Origin of the sequence: Clostridioides sp. ES-S-0001-03 (assembly GCF_020676075.1) — a bacterium.
Lineage (GTDB): Bacteria > Bacillota > Clostridia > Peptostreptococcales > Peptostreptococcaceae > Clostridioides.
Genome location: NZ_JACVWJ010000005.1, coordinates 364,242 through 386,391 on the forward strand (window position 1 = coordinate 364,242; position 22,150 = coordinate 386,391).

24 protein-coding genes are annotated in these 22,150 nt (G+C 28.3%); 12 read left to right on the forward strand and 12 right to left on the reverse strand.

The features are described 5' to 3' along the window. Nucleotides 1-504 precede the first annotated feature (504 nt). Genes IC174_RS12740 through IC174_RS12755 form a run of 4 tightly spaced genes read left to right on the forward strand, consistent with a single transcriptional unit; the run spans nt 505 to nt 4,823 of the window. Complete coding sequence (locus IC174_RS12740) at nt 505-1,917, forward strand: DASS family sodium-coupled anion symporter (protein WP_227483051.1); 1,413 nt, start codon at nt 505-507, stop codon at nt 1,915-1,917. Nucleotides 1,918-1,953: 36 nt separating this feature from the next. Beyond that, entirely contained in the window at nt 1,954-3,093 is a 1,140-nt protein-coding gene (locus IC174_RS12745; protein WP_227433527.1) for an amidohydrolase family protein, read from the forward strand. Nucleotides 3,094-3,107: 14 nt separating this feature from the next. Continuing rightward, nucleotides 3,108-4,091: a hydroxyacid dehydrogenase gene (locus IC174_RS12750; RefSeq protein ID WP_227483052.1), complete on the forward strand. Its 984-nt coding sequence runs from the start codon at nt 3,108-3,110 to the stop codon at nt 4,089-4,091. Between the two features lie 33 nt (nt 4,092-4,124). Beyond that, nucleotides 4,125-4,823: an RraA family protein gene (locus IC174_RS12755; RefSeq protein WP_227483053.1), complete on the forward strand. Its 699-nt coding sequence runs from the start codon at nt 4,125-4,127 to the stop codon at nt 4,821-4,823. Nucleotides 4,824-4,949: 126 nt separating this feature from the next. On the opposite strand, the gene IC174_RS12760 is transcribed toward IC174_RS12755, so the two are convergent. The 4 genes from IC174_RS12760 to IC174_RS12775 form a co-directional block, all read right to left on the reverse strand. Continuing rightward, nucleotides 4,950-6,839: a sigma 54-interacting transcriptional regulator gene (locus IC174_RS12760; RefSeq protein WP_227483054.1), complete on the reverse strand. Its 1,890-nt coding sequence runs from the start codon at nt 6,837-6,839 to the stop codon at nt 4,950-4,952. An 813-nt stretch (nt 6,840-7,652) separates the two neighbouring features. Then, a complete protein-coding gene (locus tag IC174_RS12765; RefSeq protein ID WP_227483055.1) occupies nt 7,653-8,567 on the reverse strand; it encodes a hypothetical protein in 915 nt (304 codons plus the stop codon). Next, on the reverse strand, nt 8,554-9,309 hold the full coding sequence (locus IC174_RS12770) for an ATP-binding cassette domain-containing protein (RefSeq protein WP_227483056.1): 756 nt from the start codon (nt 9,307-9,309) through the stop codon (nt 8,554-8,556). The genes IC174_RS12765 and IC174_RS12770 overlap by 14 nt, the downstream gene beginning before the upstream one ends. Beyond that, nucleotides 9,309-10,001, reverse strand: coding sequence for a GTP-binding protein (locus IC174_RS12775; protein ID WP_227483057.1), 693 nt, complete (start codon nt 9,999-10,001; stop codon nt 9,309-9,311). Before IC174_RS12775 ends, IC174_RS12770 begins: the two co-directional genes overlap by 1 nt. Before the next feature lie 190 nt (nt 10,002-10,191). On the opposite strand from IC174_RS12775, the gene IC174_RS12780 reads away from it, so the two are divergent. Genes IC174_RS12780 through IC174_RS12795 form a run of 4 tightly spaced genes read left to right on the forward strand, consistent with a single transcriptional unit; the run spans nt 10,192 to nt 13,232 of the window. After that, a complete protein-coding gene (locus IC174_RS12780) occupies nt 10,192-10,842 on the forward strand; it encodes a Crp/Fnr family transcriptional regulator (protein ID WP_227433534.1) in 651 nt (216 codons plus the stop codon). Nucleotides 10,843-10,891: 49 nt separating this feature from the next. Next, complete coding sequence (locus IC174_RS12785) at nt 10,892-11,899, forward strand: ABC transporter substrate-binding protein (RefSeq protein ID WP_227433535.1); 1,008 nt, start codon at nt 10,892-10,894, stop codon at nt 11,897-11,899. After that, nucleotides 11,868-12,635 (forward strand): ABC transporter permease subunit, encoded by a 768-nt coding sequence (locus tag IC174_RS12790; protein WP_227433536.1) that lies wholly within the window; start codon nt 11,868-11,870, stop codon nt 12,633-12,635. The genes IC174_RS12785 and IC174_RS12790 overlap by 32 nt, the downstream gene beginning before the upstream one ends. Further along, nucleotides 12,636-13,232 (forward strand): ATP-binding cassette domain-containing protein, encoded by a 597-nt coding sequence (locus tag IC174_RS12795; RefSeq protein WP_227433537.1) that lies wholly within the window; start codon nt 12,636-12,638, stop codon nt 13,230-13,232. Between the two features lie 201 nt (nt 13,233-13,433). Here IC174_RS12795 and IC174_RS12800 read toward each other — a convergent pair whose 3' ends face one another. The 8 genes from IC174_RS12800 to IC174_RS12835 all read right to left on the reverse strand — a co-directional run bounded on the left by IC174_RS12800 (nt 13,434) and on the right by IC174_RS12835 (nt 20,099). Further along, nucleotides 13,434-13,583, reverse strand: a complete 150-nt coding sequence (locus IC174_RS12800) for a type I toxin-antitoxin system toxin (RefSeq protein ID WP_227433538.1) — start codon at nt 13,581-13,583, stop codon at nt 13,434-13,436. A 356-nt stretch (nt 13,584-13,939) separates the two neighbouring features. After that, the gene (locus IC174_RS12805; protein WP_227433539.1) at nt 13,940-14,521 is read right to left on the reverse strand and encodes a 4Fe-4S binding protein; all 582 of its coding nucleotides are present in this window, start codon (nt 14,519-14,521) and stop codon (nt 13,940-13,942) included. After that, nucleotides 14,514-14,744 (reverse strand): 4Fe-4S dicluster-binding protein, encoded by a 231-nt coding sequence (locus tag IC174_RS12810; RefSeq protein ID WP_227433540.1) that lies wholly within the window; start codon nt 14,742-14,744, stop codon nt 14,514-14,516. The genes IC174_RS12805 and IC174_RS12810 overlap by 8 nt, the downstream gene beginning before the upstream one ends. Nucleotides 14,745-14,994: 250 nt before the next feature. Then, nucleotides 14,995-15,270, reverse strand: a complete 276-nt coding sequence (locus IC174_RS12815; protein ID WP_227433541.1) for a Mor transcription activator family protein — start codon at nt 15,268-15,270, stop codon at nt 14,995-14,997. 66 nt (nt 15,271-15,336) lie between these two features. Beyond that, entirely contained in the window at nt 15,337-16,638 is a 1,302-nt protein-coding gene (locus IC174_RS12820) for a DnaB-like helicase C-terminal domain-containing protein (protein ID WP_227433542.1), read from the reverse strand. 272 nt (nt 16,639-16,910) lie between these two features. After that, the gene (locus IC174_RS12825) at nt 16,911-18,305 is read right to left on the reverse strand and encodes a conserved phage C-terminal domain-containing protein (protein WP_227483058.1); all 1,395 of its coding nucleotides are present in this window, start codon (nt 18,303-18,305) and stop codon (nt 16,911-16,913) included. A 451-nt stretch (nt 18,306-18,756) separates the two neighbouring features. Continuing rightward, complete coding sequence (locus tag IC174_RS12830; RefSeq protein ID WP_227433544.1) at nt 18,757-19,014, reverse strand: Mor transcription activator family protein; 258 nt, start codon at nt 19,012-19,014, stop codon at nt 18,757-18,759. A gap of 314 nt (nt 19,015-19,328) precedes the next feature. Continuing rightward, on the reverse strand, nt 19,329-20,099 hold the full coding sequence (locus IC174_RS12835) for a nucleoside phosphorylase (protein ID WP_227483059.1): 771 nt from the start codon (nt 20,097-20,099) through the stop codon (nt 19,329-19,331). Nucleotides 20,100-20,522: 423 nt separating this feature from the next. Between IC174_RS12835 and IC174_RS12840 the strand changes: the two genes are divergently transcribed. The 4 genes from IC174_RS12840 (at nt 20,523) to IC174_RS12855 (ending at nt 22,138) form a co-directional block, all read left to right on the forward strand. Continuing rightward, nucleotides 20,523-20,744, forward strand: a complete 222-nt coding sequence (locus IC174_RS12840) for a DUF1659 domain-containing protein (protein ID WP_227433546.1) — start codon at nt 20,523-20,525, stop codon at nt 20,742-20,744. Nucleotides 20,745-21,053: 309 nt separating this feature from the next. Continuing rightward, nucleotides 21,054-21,278, forward strand: a complete 225-nt coding sequence (locus IC174_RS12845) for a DUF2922 domain-containing protein (protein ID WP_227433547.1) — start codon at nt 21,054-21,056, stop codon at nt 21,276-21,278. Between the two features lie 16 nt (nt 21,279-21,294). After that, nucleotides 21,295-21,444, forward strand: a complete 150-nt coding sequence (locus IC174_RS12850) for a YvrJ family protein (protein ID WP_227433548.1) — start codon at nt 21,295-21,297, stop codon at nt 21,442-21,444. Nucleotides 21,445-21,700: 256 nt separating this feature from the next. After that, the gene (locus tag IC174_RS12855; RefSeq protein ID WP_227433549.1) at nt 21,701-22,138 is read left to right on the forward strand and encodes a LytTR family DNA-binding domain-containing protein; all 438 of its coding nucleotides are present in this window, start codon (nt 21,701-21,703) and stop codon (nt 22,136-22,138) included. Nucleotides 22,139-22,150: the final 12 nt, after the last annotated feature.

Here is a 22,150-nt window from a genome sequence, read left to right on the forward strand (position 1 = left end):
ATCTTATTCTCCATATAATTGCCTTCCACTTTTATAAATACTCATAAATTTAATTTGAACTTTTATTTGCTAATAAAATAGCTTAGTTTTACTTCTATTAGTAATATGAAATAAGTTTAAATTTTTTTTAAAGTTTACTCTTATGATTAGTATAACTTACCTGCGACTTTACCTGAAACTTCTCTATCCATTTCATCAAGAATATAAGAATATATATCTTTTATTGTTATGTTAACAATTCAAACACTATATTTCAATCGGAAATATTGCATTTCAAATTGAAATATTATATTTCTATTTGAAATATAATATAAAGAAATATAATGTTATTTTATCAAACTAGAAAAAAATATTTTAATAAAATTGTATCAAAGTAATTTGATTAACAGTTAAATTACAATAAATCACATAAAAAAACAAATAAAATATTATTAATCTAAAAAGTTGGCATATTTCGTGCTTTTATAATTTAGTATAAATCTAAAATTAAATAAGGAGAAGAAAATGAATAAAAAACAGTTGATGAAATTCTTACTTGTTGCAGCTATACCAATAATTATATGGAATTTACCTGCACCACAAGGATTAAAAAAAGAAACTTGGGATATTGTTGCTTTATATCTAGGTTTACTAGCAGGTCTTATTATTAAACCATTTAAAGAACCAATCATTACTTTAATCATTGTAGGTGTAGCACTTATGTTTATGGATGAGTCAATACTACTTCATGGATATTCAGATAAGATGACTTGGTTTTTAGTTGTTGTAACTATTGTCTGTACAGCTTTTGTAAAGACAGGATTAGGAAAACGTATGGCATACAACCTTTTGCTAAGAGCAGGAGATTCTACCTTAGGACTTGGATACCTAATGATGATAAGTGATTTAATACTTAGCCCTGCTACAGGTTCAAATTCATCTAGAACAACTATTATCTACCCTATATTTAGAAATATAGCAGAAGGTGCAGGTTCTAAACCTGATGATGAACCTAAAAAATTAGGTGCATATTTAACAGTATTAACATATGTAGTATCTCAAGGAACAGCAGCATTATTTTTGACAGGTATGGCAACCAATGCGATAACAGTTTCTTTGGCAGCAAGTATGTTAGGTGTTAACTTAACTTGGGGAACTTGGTTTATGGCATCAATCGTACCAGCAGGTTTATTCTTACTAGTAGCACCACTTATAGTATATAAGATATACAAACCAGGTTTAACTCATTTAACAGATATTAAACCACAGATAAGAAAAGATTTGGAATCATTAGGTGCTATTACAAAACATGAAAAGGTACTAGTTGTATTCTTTATTCTTGCAATTCTTGGATGGATGTTTGGTGAAAAAATACCTTTTGTAAACTTAAATATGCAAGTAGTAGGATTTGTATTCTTAGCATTAGTTCTTATAGCAGGCATTTTAGATTGGGATGATGTTATTGGTGCTAAAGGAGCATGGAATATATTTATATGGTATGGTGCATTTTATGGTATTGCTGGCTCATTAGCTGATGCAGGTTTTTACACTTGGTTAGCTGATAAATTAGGTACAGTATTAAATCTATCAGATGTAAATGGATTATTAGTTACAATAGTACTATTGTTAGTGAGTTTGGCAGTTAGATACTTCTTTGTATCAAACAGTGCATTTGTAGCATCTTTTTATCCTGTACTATTTGCAATAGTTTTATCTACTAAGGCAAATCCGATGGTAGTTACATTATTACTAGCATTCTTTGCAAGTTATGGAGCTTTATTGACTCATTATGGAAATGGAGCTGGTCTTATAGCCTTTGCATCAGGATATGTATCTCAAAAAGATTTCTGGAAAGTAGGCACTATCATGGTAATGGTTGCATTAGCAATATTCTTAGTAATAGGCTTACCTTACTGGAAAATAATTGGATTATGGTAAGTACACATTAAATTTATATATTGGAGATGAATAATTATGCTAGATTTACTTATTGTAAATGGACACGTAATAGACCCTAAAAATAATGTAAATGGCAATAAAACAATTGCTATATACAATGGAAAAGTAACTGAATATAAACATGGTGATAAGGCAAAACACACAATAGATGCAAGAGGTAAATTTGTTTTTCCAGGGCTGATTGATGCACATGCTCATATGTTTGCAGATGGAACTGAAATTGGTATATATCCAGATAGCACATATCTTCCAACAGGCGTTACTAGTGCAATTGATTGTTCAGCAGGAGTAGCAAACTACCAACTCTTTAAATCTTCAATTGTGGCTAGAAGTAAAGTAAATATAAAAAGTTTCTTACAAGTTTGTTCAGCTGGATTAGTAACTACTAGCTATCATGAATGTATTGACCCAAAGTATTTCAATCATGAAAAAATAGAACGAATATACAATGAAAATAAAGATAATATATTAGGTCTAAAAATAAGATTAAGTGAAAATTTAGTAGAAGGTCTAGGAATAGAGCCATTAAAGGAGACTATTAAAATAGCTGAAAAAATAGGATGCCCTGTTGAGGTGCATTGTACAAATTTACCAGTTCCTACAGAGGATGTGTTAAATATCTTAAGACCAGGAGATATATTTGAACATGTATATCAAGGTGTTCAAAACACTATCCTCGACTCAAATGGCAATTTATACGAATGTGTAAAGAAAGCAAGAGAAAGAGGAATCATATTTGATACAGGAGAAGGTAGAAAACATGGTGATTTTGAAGTCATGCAAAAAGCAAAAGAACAAGGATTTATAGCTGATATTTGTAGTACAGATTTGGTATTGGAAAGCATGTTTAGAAGACCTATATTCTCTCTACCAAATCTTATGTCTAGATACATATGTATGGGAATAAGTCTATATGATGTTGTAAAAATGACAACACAAAATCCAGCTAAACTTATGAAAATGGAAAATCAGATAGGATGTCTATCAGAAGGTGCAAATGCAGATGTAGCAATATTTGACATTATGGATGTTAAACAAACTTATACAGATTGGAAAGGTAGTAAATTCGAGGCAGATAAATTATTAAAAACAGAAATGACAATTAAAAATGGATTTATAGTATATTGTGCCCCAGATTACATATATGAAAATTAATTAGGAGGAAAAAAATGGGTTGGAAAATATTATTACCACAAGAAATAATGCAAGAAGGAAGAGATTACTTAGAAAGTAGAGGACATGAACTGATAACTGGTTCAGGCATGGAGACTAAAGATATAATAAATGATATAAAAGGTATTGATGCAATTATAGTTAGGTTATCTAAAATAACAAGAGAGGTATTTGAAGCTGCTGATAACTTAAAAGTAATAGTACGTCATGGAGCAGGATTTGATACTGTAGATTTAGATGCAGCAAAAGAATTTGGTGTTCAAGTATTGTATTGTCCAGTAGCAAATAGTACTTCTGTTGCAGAAGTAACACTAATGTATATGTTATACTGCTCTAGAAATTATACAAAAGTAAGAAAAAGTTTTATAGAGGACTATTATAAAGCTAAGCTGAGAACTCCTAAATGTGAGCTTGATGGAAAAACTGTAGGAATTATTGGATGTGGAAACATAGGTTCAAGAGTTGCTAAGATGTGTATGGATGGATTCAATATGAAAGTGGTTGCATATGACCCATATAAACCATCTAAAGACTTCCCACAAGGTGTAGAAGTAACTAGAGATATAAGTAAAATATATAAAGAAAGTGATTTTGTTTCTGTTCACTGTCCAACAACTTCTGTCACTAAACATTTTATAGGAAAAGAACAGTTTAATATGATGAAAGAAACAGCATTTTTTATAAATGCAGCAAGAGGAAGTGTTGTAGATGAACAAGCTTTATATGAAGCATGTAGAGATAATATTATAGCAGGTGCTGGCTTAGATGTATTACAACAAGAGCCAGTAGATTCTAAAAACCCTATATTGTATTTAGATAATGTTGTGGTATCTCCTCATATAGGAGCAGCAACTAAAGAAGCTACTAATAGAGCCTCTTTACACTCTGCAATTGGAGTTAATGAGGTATTTGAAGGCAAAAAACCTACTTGGCCAGTAAAATCAATAGATTGGGACAATGCAACGATATACAATGATTAGTAAACAATAAACACTTATTAGGAGGAACTTAAAATGACAATAGGAAATAGAGTATATTTAAAAAGAGATTTACCAGATAAAGAACTTGTAAAAAGATTTAGTGTATTACCAGCAGCTAATGTAGGAGATTGTATGTATAGGTCAAGTGCATTAAGTTCAGAAATAAAGTTAATGTCTTCACCAAAAAACAAAATGTGTGGAGTTGCGTTAACAGTAAAATCAAGACCAGGAGATAATTTAATGCTTCATCAAGCTCTTAATATAGCTCAAGAAGGCGATGTAATAATACTATCTAATAATGGAGATAGAACACAAGCCATCATGGGAGAAATCATGTACAAATATCTTGCAGATTTCAAAAAAGTATCAGGAATTGTAATAGATGGTCCAATAAGAGATATTGATGTTATATCAAAGTCTAGTTGTCCAATATATGCTACAGGAACTACTCCAGGTGGCCCATATAAAGAAGGTCCTGGTGAAGTGAATGTACCTATATCTATAGGAGGAATTGCTTTTAATCCAGGAGATATAATATTAGGAGACAAAGATGGTGTAATCGTAATCCCTAAAAATGATGCAGTAGACCTTATTGATAAAGCAGAAGCAAATGCTAAACAAGACCATGCTAAAGTGGTAAAGGCTTCTGAAGGAACTGCAAATAGAGAATGGGTAAATGAGACATTAGAAAAAAAAGGTGTACAAATTATAGATGATGTTTACAGAGTTTAGTAATAAATGACTTCTACTCTATGTATATAAAATATTTATATATAAAAATTTTAAAATAACAGGTGCTGTTACATAACGATTCTAAATTGTTATGTAACAGCCTCTTTTATTTTATTCAATAAATATTTAATCTGAAAGTTGATACTTTTTAAGTTTACGCCAAAGAGTAGTAGTACTGATACCCAACTGACTTGCAGTAACAGATTTTACTCCATTATTTTTCTCTAACGTCTCAAGAATTAATTTTTTTTCATAATCTACGATTTTATTCTCTTCCAAAATAGGAGAATAATCTATTGTAGGAGTTAAACTTATATCCTTTCGAAAATGTGGCTCAGAAGTTAAAATTTCAGAAACTAAGTACTCATCTATAAAATTATCATCACACATAACTACTAGTCTTTCTACTATATTTTTTAATTGTCTTATATTACCAGGAAAGTCATATCTACTTAAAATTTTAAGTGCAGAATCAGATATTGACACTGGTTTGTTATAATGAGATATAATAGCATATGTAAGTTGTTCGATATCTTCTTTTCGCTCTCTAAGAGGAGGTAAATCTAACTTCAACACACAAAGTCTGTAAAATAAATCTTCTCTAAAATTATTATTATCAATCTGCTCCACTAAATCTTTATTAGTAGCTGTTATAACTCTTACATTAATAGGTACAACTTTAGTATCCCCTATTCTAGTGACTTCCCTCTCCTGTAATACTCTAAGTAGTTTGACTTGAACATCTTTAGAAATTTCTCCAATTTCATCTAAAAATATAGTCCCATTATGTGCCAATTCAAAGACACCTGCTTTCCCTTCATTTCTAGCACCTGTAAAAGCTCCCTTTACATATCCGAATAATTCACTTTCAAGTATATTTTCAGGTATAGCTGCACAGTTTATAGCCACAAAAGGTCCATTAAATCTATTGCTATAGTTATGAATACTTTGAGCAAATATTTCTTTTCCAGTACCAGATTCACCCGTAATTATGATTGTAGAATTAGATTTAGCAAATTTCTTAGCCATGTTTACCGAGTGCATTAATGCATCACTTGAACCCAATATATCGTTAAAATTGTTCTTTGCACAATGAGATTTTGAAATTAAACTCTCTCTTATTTCTTTTTCTGTTGATTGAATATTTTCGATATCTTGTATGGTTGCAACACATCCAAAATGCAAACTATCAATTATAATCGGGAAACAATCAAATGTAAGGGAAGAACCTTTAAAATTAATTATATTGTTACATATAGAGTGCCCATTTTTTAGTGAATCTGAAATATCACCAGAAGTTAAATAATCTTTTATAAATTTATCAACTTGGTTAAATAGTAACCTTTTTGCTTGATTATTTATAAAAAGTGGTGAGTGATTTTTATCAATGGCAATTATACCACTATGTGTACATTCTAGAATTTCTTCTGTAATAGAGTTATTTATTCTCTTTTCAATTCCTATGTTATATAGATGAATTGCTTCATTGATAGACGCATGAATAGAAGACTTTTCAACTTCAGTCTCTATACAGAGTTTATTGTATTTAGAGGTGATTTCTTTTGTTGTTTTACCACCTATGAAAATCTCAGTTCCATTATCAATTAATTCTTTTATTGTATCTTCAAATTCAGAAAGAGAATTTAACTTAGGTATTTCTAAATCAAAATTGGAGATTTCTTTAAATCGTTTAGCAGTTTTATATGATGATTCTAAACCTATAAATCCTATTTTTGAAGAATACTTAAGTGCTTTTTTATATGAATAAAATATGTCTTCGTATTTGTATCCAACATCCACTATAGGAATTGAGACATGTTTACGCAATAAATCAACATTTTGTCCACGAGTAATTATTACTTTAGTGCCTAAGTTAATTATGTTATCTGCTAGTTCTATAGTTTCTTTACCTGTAGCAATGTATGATGGAATTTTTATATGTAATTCTTCAAGTACTTCATATACAGTATCTGAAAATAACTTAGAGGGAGCAATGACTACTATCTCATTTTTCATATCATAAAACCTCCTTTTGTTAGTCTATTTTTTATATTATTTTTTCACACAAAATAATGTCTTCAGAGTGACACTCAATTTTCTACTCACAGGATTTTAAAAATATTCACCTCAGAATTACTTTACTATTTACTTTTGCAGTAATTTTCTCAATTGAAATTGTTTTTCTTTCAAAATCTACATTCCCCCATGACGGACGTAATATTTTGGATGTTCTCATACCCAGACTAATATTTAAGTTTATGTGAAGTTCTAATTCAGTATCTTTGCATACTTCTAATAGTTTTATTATTTACTCTTCATCATAATTTTTATTTTAAATTTGTTTTGATTTAACTAAATCTACTCCTTTAGTTGGATTCTTATCATTTTTAAATCAAAAACACTTTCAAATACAAGCTTCATTATATTGATGTAAATTTTTAATGACTTGAAACTTAGTATATCTGATAAATTATTCACATAACGATATATATGTATTGTATCAATATCTTATACTCTCATTTTACCATGATAAAAGGTGATGTCTCAAAATAAAAATTTGAATCTTCTTCTTTTTTTATATAAAAACAGAAAAGGAGTTCCTAAGAACCCCTAATCTATATGATAATTGCTCTGTTAAAAAACAAAACTCACATTATAATTATATCGACTATGAATATTATAATTAATCGACAGTACCATTAGACATTGAAACAATTCTCCTCTAAGATGATTCAATAAGATTACTTAGCCTAATTATATATATCCATAAATATAAAATACTATTAGTCACAAACAATAACATACAAACAATAAGTAAAAATAAATATATTATATATACATATTATAAACCTCAAAAAATTCTTCAGTCGTAACTGTATCTAACCATTTTTTAGAAGGATATAAAAACTTATACTGATTATCTTTAATAAGACTATCATCTATAGTATCATAGATGCAAGATAGTAATGATGCAGACTTCACAAAAGAATTACAAAACTCCTTAGATACAAGAGATTTTAATACCTCTAACATAGTCTTTTCGTCTAATGATTTACTTGCAGTAATATAAGATGGCAATGCTATAGCCCCATCATCAGGATATGACATAAATAAATCTTCATTATTAGCACGCTTTGCATATATACTAGGAGTTATAGCTAATCTATCCGAACCATTTTTTACATCATTAAATGATTGTATTGGCATATCTAGTATAGTTGAATTGGACAAAAATCTCTCTACATACTCTTTTCCATACCTACTCCAAATGGCTTTAACAACAGATTTCGCACCAGAGTTATTTATACCACCAATGACAGTTTTTGTATCAGTGTCAATTACGTTTTTTATAGAATCTATCAAACCCTTGTAATTCTGGTTATAAGAAAATACTAATGGTATAACTAAAAATGGAAGTAATCTTTCATCAAAATATATAGATGATGATTTAATCTCACTCTTAATATTGAAATAATTCGATAATGGATATAAGTTACTTGAAAACCTTGAATAGATATTCTTGTCTTCATACACTTCTAAATCTGTAGAAACTATAATATCTGGAATTAAAGCGTCTGTTTTTTTTAAATATTCATTAAGTTTGTAAGGATAACCTATGCCAAAATAAGTTACCTCTAAATTAATATCCTTCTCTTTTAAAGACATAATTAAATTATCTAAATAGTTTTTCTCATATTTATGAAGTATACAAATATTGCTCCAATACAACCTAACATTTTTCATGAAGAGTCTCTCCTTTTCTTAATTTATATTGACATTCTAGTTGAAATTCATATATATCTTTAAGTTTGCCTAAGATTTCTTTTTCTTCGTTAGTCTTATTGATTACTTTGAAGATTGAACCATTTTTCATTATTATACGCTTCTCTGCTATAAGTGCTGTATGAGGGTCATGAGTAACTATAAAAATCAGTTTATCACTTTTCAATAAGATGTCTAAAGCAACATTTTTATTTATTCCAGCATTCTCTATTTCATCTATCAAAACAATAGGATTATTTGAAATGAGAGCAACATCTGCAATCATTAAGGCACGTGTCTGTCCCCCACTCAATGATGTAAGGTCTTGAGATAGGGAAATAGGTTCTGCTGTTATGGAATTTGCTACATCTAGTACTTCTTTTATTGAGACAGAAGTATTGTTTTTACATTCTTTATGTATAACTAAAAATTCCTCGACTGTAGAATCAAGAACAAACCTCATATTTTGGCTAAGATGAGAAATGAGATTTGTAGAAAATTTATTTCTTTCCTCAATAGCAACTTCCATATTATCAATGACTACTTTTCGATTAGTCAAAGAATCTTTATTGACAAACTGCTCTATATCTTTGATTAACCTGCTTTTACCAGAACCAGTATTACCTACAATGGAATAAATATGACCTCTATAAAAAGTTAGAGATTCAAAGTTCTCTGTATTACCAAGTTTGTTTTTTCCAGGATATATGGTTATACTTTTCATTAAAATTCACCTCTAAAATTCATTTTAGAAACTATGCCTTGTTGGAATTCATCACCAATTCTACATTCTCCAATACAATAAGAACACACCCCACTTGGCATTGTATGTCTCAATAAATGTTCGTCATTGTTTAGAATATTAGCATTGTTTATATAGTTTGAAATTAGCTCTACACCAAAACCAACTAATCCATCTATAAAGAATATATTAGAATTAGGATTTATTTTTTTTATATTGAATGATATTATCTCTCTTTCTGCTTGTGATACCATGTCTATTTTACTTAGAACTATGGCATCACTTTCACTTAACATAGGACCTAGTTTTTGAGGAGTCTTAAAGCTAGATGTACAATCACATACACATATGTGTAGTGTTTTATTTGTTGCAGGTGAACACCTATTGCAAAGCCCAGCAGTTTCTATTAGTAAAATATCGCTACTTTTATTTTTAGCCCAAAGCATAAGTTCGTTTATGTTTGATATAAGAAAATGGTCTGGACATATGTCTTTACTAAGTCCAACAATATAAGGTATATTCAATTTTTTATATATTAAATCATCATCAGTAGCTAGACAATCTATCTTACATATTGAAGGGTTAAGCCCATTAGACTTAAGATATGGAATTAAATGTTTTATTAAAGCGGTCTTCCCTACAGAGGATGACCCAGAAATTAATATAGTTTTCATGGCTTATGTAAAGTCTCCTTTCATATTTTGTTAAGAGATATGATAGCATTAAAAACTACTAAAAATTGTATCAGATGAGACAATTAATAAATAAACTTGATTGAAAATAATTATCAATATTATTGAATTTTGGTAAATACTGTGATATTATTGCAATCAAAGTGAATATTTATCAGAAAAGGTGATGACTTTGAATGAGAAGGAAGTACTAATAAATAGTAAGTTATTTTCTGAAAGATACATTGTAGAAGATAAGATAAAAGCAAAGAGTTATAAAAAAGGTCAATTTATAAGTGATTTTTTTGATAAAGAATATTATGTAGGTGTAGTTAAAGCAGGACAAGTATCCATCTATTGTATATCGAGTGATGGAACTGAAGTTAACATGTCTATTCTAAAGGAAGGAGATGTTTTTGGAATTTCTAATATATTTGATGAAGAATCCTTAGATACTGTACTAAAATGCAAAAGTGATGTTTATGTAGTTTTTTATCCAAAAAAATGCTTTATAGATATGATGAAGTTGGACATTTCTGTAGCTTTAGAGTATTCAAGATATTGTAATAGAAAAATACAATTTTTACTGAGAAAGATAGAGTTTTTAAATATACAGTCTAGTAAAAAGAAAGTTATTGAATATTTACTAGAAAAAACTAGTAAAAATGACACTATCCTATTAGAATGTTCTAAAGAGGAGTTAAGTAAAAGGATTAGTGTAAGTCGAGCATCTTTATATAGGGAATTACAATCATTACAAAATGAAAATTGTTTAGAGTTTGGTAAAAAGTGTATAAAAATATTGAATAAAGAAAAGTTAACACAAATTCTATATGAAATATAAACTTAAATAACAGATTCTATATAAAATTAAATACTAGGAGGAAGGTTTTATGAAAAAGAAATTATCAATATTATTACTGGCATCATTAATAATAATTTCATTGGTAGGTTGTGCATCAAACCCACCAGAAAAACAAACAAAAGAAGAAACTAAAGTGGTTGCAAAGGTGACAGCACTAAAAGGTCCTACAGGAATGGGAATGGTTAAGATGATTGGCGATGAAAAGGATAAAAAAGAAAAAGATTATGAATTTTCAATAGCAAATTCTGTTGACGAAATTACACCTAAGCTTGTGAATAAAGAACTAGATATTGCTGCTATTCCCGCAAATCTATCATCTGTTTTATATAATAATAGCAATGGTGAAATAGAAACACTAGCCATTAATACTTTAGGAGTTTTATACATAATTGAGAATGGAAATTCTATAAACAATGTAAATGATTTAAAAGGCAAAACTATTTATTCTAGTGGTAAAGGCTCTACTCCTGAGTATGCTTTGAATTACATATTGAAAGAAAATGGAATTGACCCAACTAAAGATGTCAACATAGAATACAAATCAGAACATACAGAATGTTTGGCGGCATTATTAAACGATAAAAATGGAATAGCACTACTTCCCCAACCTTTTGTAACAACAGCATTGACTAAGAGTGATAACTTAAGAGTAGCTTTGGATTTGACAAAAGAATGGGATACTTTAAATAAAGATAAAAATACTGAAAGTGCTTTAGTAACAGGAGTTGTTGTTGCACGAAAAGAGTTTGTTGATAAATATCCAGAAAAGGTTAAAAGTTTCTTAGAAGAATATAAGAAATCAGTTGATTTTACAAACAATAATATAGAAGAAGCTTCAAAACTTATTGAGGAAAATGAAATAGTTCCAGCACAGATAGCAAAAAAAGCAATTCCAAAGTGTAATATAACATTTATAGAAGGTAATACAATGAAAGATAAATTAAGTGGATACTTACAAGTACTTTATGATGCTAATCCAAAGTCAATAGGAGGAAAGATGCCAGGTGAAGATTTCTACTATACACAAGAAAATTAGTAAAACTCATATACTAGCAATAATCTTTTGGCTTATCGTTTGGCAAATAAGTAGTATGATAATTGGTCAGGAGATACTTTTAGTATCTCCTTTTTCATCTTTGAAAAGGTTATTCGAATTATCTATGAAGTTTGAGTTTTGGCAATCTATACTCTTTTCTTTTCTGAAAATAACAACAGGATTTATATTAGCCTTTATCATTGGAATAATATCTGCCATAATAGCATCTAATAAAAAAAATTTTAGGATACTTATTGAACCCTTAATACTTACAATACAATCTATACCAGTAGCTTCGTTCATAATATTATCTCTAATATGGATATCTTCAAAGAACCTGTCTATTTTTATATCCTTCTTGATGGTATTGCCAGTAGTATATAGAAATATCCTAGATGGAATAAATAGTATATCTAGAGAGTTAAATGATATGGCAAAAGTATTTAAAGTCAGTAAGATAAAAAAAATAAGGTACATATATTTGTCTGAGGTAGCACCATATCTAAGAGCAGCATGTAGTGTTTCTTTAGGTCTATGTTGGAAATCTGGAATAGCAGCAGAGATAATAGGAATGCCTGCTAATTCTATAGGTGAAAACTTATACAAAGCTAAAGTATACTTAAATACACCAGATTTATTTGCATGGACTATAGTTATCATTATAATAAGTATTTGCTTTCAAAAGGGATTTTTATCATTAATAGACTATTTATTAAAAAGATTGGAGATAAACTAAATGGATATAGTAATTGAGAATCTAAGTAAAAAATATAATGATAAGGTTGTTTTAGATAATTTTAATAATGTATTTAAAGATAATGCTATCTCATTTATAACAGGAACCTCTGGTATTGGTAAGACAACATTGATAAGAATATTAATGGGTTTGGAGAAAGCAGATAGCGGAAAAATTGTAGGTATTAGTAATAAAAAGATTAGTGCAGTATTCCAAGATGATAGTTTGTGTGAAAATCTAAGTGTGTCATTGAATATAAAGTTGGTATGTGAAAATCTGGGTAATTCAGAAATTGAAAGTGCCTTAGAGGTATTGGGCTTAAATGGTTGTATGAATAAAAGAGTAAGGGAATTAAGTGGTGGTATGAAAAGAAGGGTTGCAATATTAAGAGCTTTATTATATGATTTTGACTTGCTTATAATGGATGAGCCATTTAAAGGGCTGGATACAGAAACTAAGTATAAGGTTATGGATTTTGTAATAAGAAAGATGGAAAACAAGAGTGCTATAATAATTACTCATGATATGGATGATATAAAATACTTTAGAAATCATGAAAAGTTAATAATTGATTTTAAAATGCCTTCAATATATTGATTTTAAAATCAACTAAAGTTTTTATATGAATGTTATTTCAAACTTACTAATTCTGTATACCAAAAAGGCTGTAGGCAAATTTATTTTTACATAAAAAAGTACCTGCGATTAAAACAAGTACTTTACATATTTTTTCTAATTTGTGATATAATAAAAGCAAGAAGAACTACAATCTATTTGCAGTAGAGTGGAGTTCGTAAATTAGTGTTTCTTTTTGAACTTAATCTTTAGTTCAAAACTAAAGTCACTCCTGCCAGAGTGGCTTTTTACTTTTTTAAACAATTTATCAGTTAAGTAAACTATTAAACTGGCAACTAAACTTGCTAGTACACCTTGTAAAAAATTATCCACACATACTCACCTCCCTTCTATACGTTGGGAGGATAACCTTTTGTATGAACTCCACTCTATAAATTGTAGATTACATCTTCTTGCTAAAACTATTATAACATATAATTCCTACATATTTTACCTATTATATAGTTATTTTCCTATCTCCTTCACCCTCTTTTTCTTTCCCTTTCTGCCTCTTTCATTGCTTTATATTCTATCTTATTATTTAATTATTATTGCTATCTAAATTCCTTGTATCTACTCTTTTTAATTTTTCTACTTAATTAATGCTCTTACACATAAAAAAGAAGCATAGACAAGTTTATTTTGTACAAACTCTATCTATACTCCTTACATATTCACATAAACTCTATCTATATAGACTTACTCTTTGCCTTACATATCATCTGAGTCATAGTACCCATAGGACAATAAACACACCATGAACGAGGCTTAAATAGTATCATCGTAATCAATCCAAGAACAGTCGATGTAAGCATAACACTATAAAAACCAAACGCAAACTGTACCACCCAAGGTGAAACTAAAGTCCCATGATATGCCCATTGCCAAGGCATCTTTATAGTCCAAAGCAAAGTCACTACCTCTTTAAAATTTCTACTACCCTCAAACACTAGATAAGTTGAAAAAAGCATATTAGCGAACATCACCATAAAAAACGTCAAAAAACCATATCTAAACCACTTACTTCTAATAAATTTAGGAATATCTTTATTTCTTGACAACTTTAATTTATTTCCAAGCAAATTAAACAGCTGTCCTCTTCCACAATACTTATTGCAGTACGCTTTATTTCCTTTAATAATAGAAATAAGTAATGGAACAAAGAAACAAATTAACCCAATCCAAGCGAAAATAATATTTACAAATCCCAATATCAAATATATAGAAGAAAAAATCCATAAATAGTCATACCAGTGTTTTTTATTATTCATGACACTTACCTTCTTCCTCTTTTAATATTGTTATAATCTCAATCACAGATGCTGGACATACCTTCTTACAAATACCACATCCAACACATAAGTCTCTATCAATTTTTGCACTAATACCATATGGTACTGAGATAGCTCTCCTTGGACAGACTTTTATACAGCTACCACAGGCTACACACTCATTTTCTAAAATATTTGCATACTTCTTTTTTTTATTAGACATAATAACCTCCCTGTATTATTAATCTATAAGAATTATAACAATATATTTACTTTTTATCTGTGACTTAATCACATAAGATATCGAGATTAGAAATTATACTCTAATTGTAGAAGGATTTTAAGTAAATAAGCGACATTGAGTTGTTCAAATAATCATAACTTTATACACATTCTTACTCTATTATTCACAGTTTAAACTTAATTATAGTCGTAACTTTATACACATCACACTTACCTTATCCACAATATATCTATTTTTTTCTAACAATGTACCTGACATTAATAACACTCATATCAAACATTCTAGCTAATTCCATATAATTTTTTCCATTAAACAATTTAATCATAAGCTCATTTCTAGCCTCTTTTAAAGCACCCTCCACTGTCTTAATATAAAAATATGTTCCCCCACTTTGTTGACACAATTTCAGATACTCCAATAAATTATACTTATGTAACTCCTTTGGAATACTCACTTCTATATTGTGTTCTTCAAGCAATTCTATGATTTCCTCTAATTCTAACATCTTTTCACCTCATATTTTATATTATTTTTCGACTTTCAATAAGCTTGTTATGGCTATCTCATTACTCTAATAATTTAGTTCTTGAAAATGCAACCTATCCCCATAGTAACAAAAATGCTTATGCCTAGTCTGTCCATCCCTACACTTCGCAACTATTAAATCAACAATCTTAATTCCCCTGTACTCTGCTTCTCTAACTAATTCCTCACTTTCTCTTATATCTTTTACTGCTTCTTCATAATCACTCCCTTTTAATTGATGTATATAAACCACATTGTTGCTATCGTGGTAGATGGCTTTACTATCCCTCATAGGTCTATCTCCATAAGGTCTAAAATCTTTCATTTCATCATTTAATTGACTTAACTGAATTATTGGTATATCAAAATCCAAAGTCATACTTTTTAATTCTCTAGAAAAAGTGGCTACTTCTCTTTCTCTTTTTTCCATACTTTTTTGAGATGTAAGAAGTTGCACATAATCAACAATTAATAAGTCTGGCTTTATTTGCCTTATCCTCTTTCTAATTGCACTGATTGTGTCTATCTTGTCATTTATATAAATTAAGTTATTCTCACGTAAATCTCCTATTGCATTTACAATTAGTTTCCAATCACTTTCACTTATCTCTTTAGATTTCATATTTCTTGTACTTACTCCTGTTATCTTGCATATATTTCTCATAAACACTTGCTCACTTGTCATTTCTCTACTTATAAATAGAGTCTTTTTCCCTTGCTTGGCCGAATTTAACATTATTTGAAGAGCTAAAGCAGTCTTTCCAACCCCTGATTTAGCTGCTATTGTCGTTAGCTCTCCTTTAAAAAGACCTCCTATAGTCGAATCAAGCAAACTTATCCCAAACTTAAATCCAACATCCTTTTTACTTTCTAAAAAATCAAGGACTTTTTCTGCTATGCTATGTACATCATCATTTTCATAAGTATCTTTATCCAAGATTTTTCTTATATTATTTTCAAATTTATAGATGCAAGTATCAATATTTTCTCCAAAGTTTATGCCTTCCAAGAGTCTTTGACAATTTTGATTTATGCTTCTTCTTGCTAAGTTTTCTTTTAAAATTTTTATATAACCATCAATACCAAAAGTTTGACCCCATGTAATTACACTAGTTAAACTACTCATTTTAATTGCTAAAGATTTCTCATCTATCTTTGATTTTACAGTTGCTACATCAATTATTATATTTTCTTTTCTAAGTTCTTTCATGATTTTAAATATTTCAATGCATGTAGAGTTCATAAACATATTTTCATTTAAGTCATCTAGTTTGTAGTTTAATTTATTGTCTAAAATAATTGTGCCTAAAATAGCCTGCTCTATTTCAACAGCTTTTGATTTAACCATATAAATTAATCTCGCTTTCCTCTTAAGTTTTATATTTTAATATTATTAAGTCTTTTATTTTTATATTAGATTTCAACGATATTGTCAGTTAGAAATATACTTTTAATTATAAAAGATATAAATATATTACTAGTTAGAAATGCATTATCAGCTATAAAAAGGTATAAATGCATGGTCAGTTGTAAAATGTGTAAATACATGTTAGCTAGAAACACATTATCAGCTATAAAATATATAAATTCATTCCACCTATAAACGCATTATCAGACTAATTAAAATTCACAGATTGGATTCCAATACCTTGCATTTTCATGTTTTTTTCTTTCACGATTGCTGTCGTCATACGTGGTATAGTCAGAATACATATAATTATTACTGCTATTATTGTCGCTCTTTTTACACTGGTAAACATCACTTTGATTTTTTACAGATATGTTTTCATTAACATAGGATTCAAATTTATGGCTAAATAAGGTCTCTGGTCTTATATACATTTCCATTATGGTATCTTTCCACTTAGCTACTTTTACCTCAATAACTTTGTAGAAATCTTCTAAGACATAACCTTCCTTTAGTCTTTCGTTGATAAGTTTTATGCTCGTTGGAGAATTGATTTTAAAGTTTTTTCCTGTTTTTTTATTTAGCATATTTATAATGCTTTGCTGTATATTTTTTTTATTAAATTTATTTAAGGATTCTTTTTTATTTGTTACAAACTTATCTTCTTTTTGTGTATCATGAATATTATCAAAACCACTCTTTTTACCATCTCTATTCATGCTACTAAATACTTTACTATTACTTAATTTTATAGCATTTTTACTTTGATTATCTTCTATGTCATTTTTAGTTATTTTATCTATGTCATTACATGTTTCATTAAATCTAACATTTGAAGACCTCGATTTTAAATTAGAGTTTTCGATTTTAAGTTCTTCTCCAATAAGTGTTTTTTTGGTATAATCTTTAATTTTATTAGTTACATTAGTAAAATTAATAACAGATTTTTCAGAGTTGATATTTTCATTGTTGATATTTTCATTATTAGAACTAGTATTTTTACCATGAGTTTTTATTCCACTAGAAGCTAAGTCATTGCTTTTTTTATTAGCAGAATTATTCTTACTACTTAATATACTACAGTCATCACAACTACTACATTCTGTATTATCATAAGCACTATTGTACTTTGACATTCCACCACCATAAATACAATCTTCATCAATACAACCTTTATTTTCAATATTTCCATAATTATACTCTAAATTACTGAATTCATAGTTCTCAACACTGTTATAGTTAAAATCTATAGCTTCATCACTATCAAATAAATTCTCACTAGTACTATCAAATAAATCTTCACTAATTTCTGAACTGATATAGCTATATATAGAATGCATCTTCCCCCTTGTTCCCTTAGACACAAGCCTTATTACTCCTAAATCTGAAAACTCTCTTACAAGCCTACTTATAGTAGAAATAGAAAGTTGTAAATCTGTAGCAGTTCTTCTTACTGTCATATAAAATTGACCTCTTGGTAAAGTACCTTGCAATCTCTGTATATTTTCTTTTCTCATTATATAATGATTAAATCTTATTTTATTAATATCATTTGTTATATCAAAGCCTAATACTACTGAATTCAATTTATAAAATCCATTATTCATATCTACTAACCCCTTTTCTACTAATAAGTAATCATTTCTCAATAATTATTACTTTATATAGATAACATAAAGTTTAAATTTAAATATATATTTATTTTAATATATTTTAAATATACTTATTAATCCCTTAAAATCCCTATTTATATTCTTAAATATGCAAATATATTATGTCATATTTATTTATATTTTTTTATTTATATAGCTTATTTATTGTTTTTTCCCCTTTATACAAGCAATTGTATCATTTTGTTTATTTTTTATCCAACAAATATTTTCGACTATTTTTTTGAATTCTCAATATATCTCCATTATTTAACAGAATATTTTATAGAATATACAATCTATTTAAATTAATAGGCAATAAATTTAGTAATTTTGTCTAAAAAAAACTTTATAAAATGTCTTTTACCTACTTCACACTTAATCTTTACAAAATACTTTGTATAACAACTTATATACTGTTTTCATTTATTATTCGCTTAATATTGCTTACACACATGTTGTGTTTAATGGCGAGTTCCCCATAATTAACCCCATTAAATTGTCTCACTATCTCCCTATTTCTTGCATATCTAAAAATCCCCTTACATGTAGGTATATAAGTGTTTGTACCTCCATACAATTTAGCAATCTCTACAAACTTATCAATCCCCACTATTTCCACCATTGCATGGAACTGAACTGGTATATCTTCTAATTTTACTTTCATAAACTACACTCTCCTTTAAAATATTTTTAATAACTTTAGTAGCTTTAATAAAGATTTTAATGGTTTAAGAGTAAAATGTTAATATTGGACTTTTAACTTTTTTATTTACAGATTAAATTTAATAATTTTTTTAACATAAACCTTAGACTAAAACGAACACTTTTAAAGCATTTTTAATATAATAATATTTTTCCAGAAGGAGCATATAGCTATATATCACTTTTAAATTCAACAATAAAAAAAGCAGTAAACCTTAATCGATTTACTGCTTTGGTAATTTTAAATTAAAAAATACAAGTTAAAAGACTTTAAATTTACAACTTAATAGCACACTCCATTGCAAGCTCAAAAGTATGTACTTTTTGTGAAATAGGATGTATAGTTAATCCTCGTTGTTCCCATACATCTGAGTTTAGATTATCACAAGCATAAACAAACTGTGAAAATATAACATTTCTAAAATGTGCTGCGACAGCTACAGCAGCACATTCCATATCAACTGCAATACACCCCTGTGTCTTCCGTGTAAGTATTTTATTAGGTGTTTCACGATATGGAGCATCAGTAGTCCATATTTTACCTTTTATGTATGATAATCCTTTTCTTTTAAATACAGATTCAATCACTTTAACTCCATGTGGGTTAAGTATAATTTCATCAGAGGCTGGTTGATAATGATAACTTGTGCCCTCATCATGGATAGCTGATGTTGGAATGATTAGATACGCATCATCAATAGAATTGTCTAACACACCACATTCTCCACAGATAAATATCTTCTTTGCTCCTAACTCAACTAATTCTTCAAAGTTGGTTACACATGCTGTTGCACCTACCATAACCTGACAAATTCCAATTCTTACATTCTTGAAAAATACTTCATAAATTGGTATATCTCTAGCAACATTAATTAAACGACCTATTTTTTTACCATTATACTTTTCAACAATTGTTTGTATCATAGATTTTGAAAATTCACATACGATAGTCTCAGGAAAATGACAATCAGGTTTTTCTATTACATATTCTGACATCAAAATCCCTCCCAAATCAGAGTCAAACTGTTCCAACAGAATTTCACTCACAATATAACCTCCTCTCAAAATTTAGTATAGCATATTGTTGTTCAATATCGTGTTCCTGTTCAACATATGGAGTATATTATATCACGATGAACTAGCTAAAATAATTAAAGGTATATACTTACAATCTAGCTACTGGACACAGATACTGGATACATCTAGATAGTTCATCCTAAACAAACATATTAAACATTTTATCCCCTCTAGAAAATATTCTAAGCAAAATCAATAAAAAACTATTGCACATAGAGCATACAAACATTCAATCAATCATTAAAATATATATACTTATAAAGTTTTCTATAAGATTTTAACAAAAAATCTTAAGAAATTACGGTTTAACTCCTATATTATCTTATATGATACTATAGATTTAACAAAGAAAGTCGACAAATCTTTGAAATTAAATTTTTAGGAGGTAGTTTTATGGCAGTTGTTTCAACAAAAAATTTATCTAGTATAAAACTGAAATTGGATGCTGGTTTTGATGATAAGGGTAAGGCAGTTATTAAAAGTAAATCTTTCGCAAATGTAAAGGCAGAGGCATCAAATGATGATGTTTATGCAGTTGCAGAAGCAATCGCAAATCTTCAAGAAAATCCTATTGTAGATATTTTAAAACTAGATAGCACATCACTATCTAAATAGTAACTTTCAAATATAGTCTATACTAATGATTATAGTCTACATTAAAATTCATCAACTATTTATATATCATGTTCAATATATAATACACTTGATATTATATAAATTTAACAAATTATACACTTAATATATTGATACTTTAAGCAGTTTAATATCTTAAGTAATTTAAATATGTTCGTAAATTAAACATGTTAGTTATTTTAAATACTGCTTTGCTTTAAGTATAACAATACCAGAGTATTTTCTACCCTAACAATAATTAAAATACTTAAAGCAATTAAAAAAATAAATTATTATCGTGGAGGTAACTGTATGGAGATTAAGAAAAAATTAGTCATGAGTTTCAAGAATACAAAGGATAAACAAGTTTCTTTTTCTATAGAAAATCCAAAGGAGGACTTAACTGAAGAAAATATAAAATCTGCTATGGATTTGATAGTATCTAAAAATGTTTTTTCAGTTGGAGGATTTGACCTTGCTTCTGCTGTTGAAGCTAAGATTGTAGAAACTAATACTACTCCTTATGACCTAGTTTAGGATGGGAGGTAATTTTATGGATGATAGTTTACAATTGTTAATAACTAATGTTGGTTTTCCTATAGCTCTATCCATGTATTTATTGGTTAGAATTGAGGGCAAATTGAACACACTATCTAACAGCATTGATGTACTATCTAAAAATATTTTGACATTTGAGAAGTAATTTGACAACATATGTAAGTCATAAGATAGGTCTATTTGTATAATAATTAGAGATATTCTATGAAAAGTACTACGATATTTGGATAACATTTCCAAATAGTCGTAGTATTTTTTCGAATTTTACCACTTTAAATTTGAATTTTACTATTTTAAATTTGAATTTAACTGTACTTAATTTGAAATTTAGCACTCATCTAGTTGGACTCAATAAAATATAATGCTATTCTAATGACAGTAATAAAATGAGGTGATAATTAATGAAAATACATGTCGAACAATCCACTAATTTTGATGATATTGAAATAATTATAAAATGCTCTGCCATTGACAATAATATTGAAAAAATAATTTCACTACTAAATACACCATTACTAGATATAAATGGTAAAAAAGCAGGAGAAATTTATAAGCTTAATATTTGCGATATTTTATACTTTGAGACAGTTGGCAATAAGACATTTGCTTACTATAAAGATGATGTATTTGAAGTTGACCTAAAAATATATGAATTATCAAACCGATTACACAATACATCTTTTTTACGAATATCTAAATCTATGATTTTAAATATGGATTACCTAGAAAGTATAAAAGTAATATCACATAATCGCATGCAAGCTACTTTATCAAATAATGAAAAAGTTATTATAAATCGCCGTTACATAAAAAATATTAGAGATAAGCTAAATATTTAATAAAAATTATAA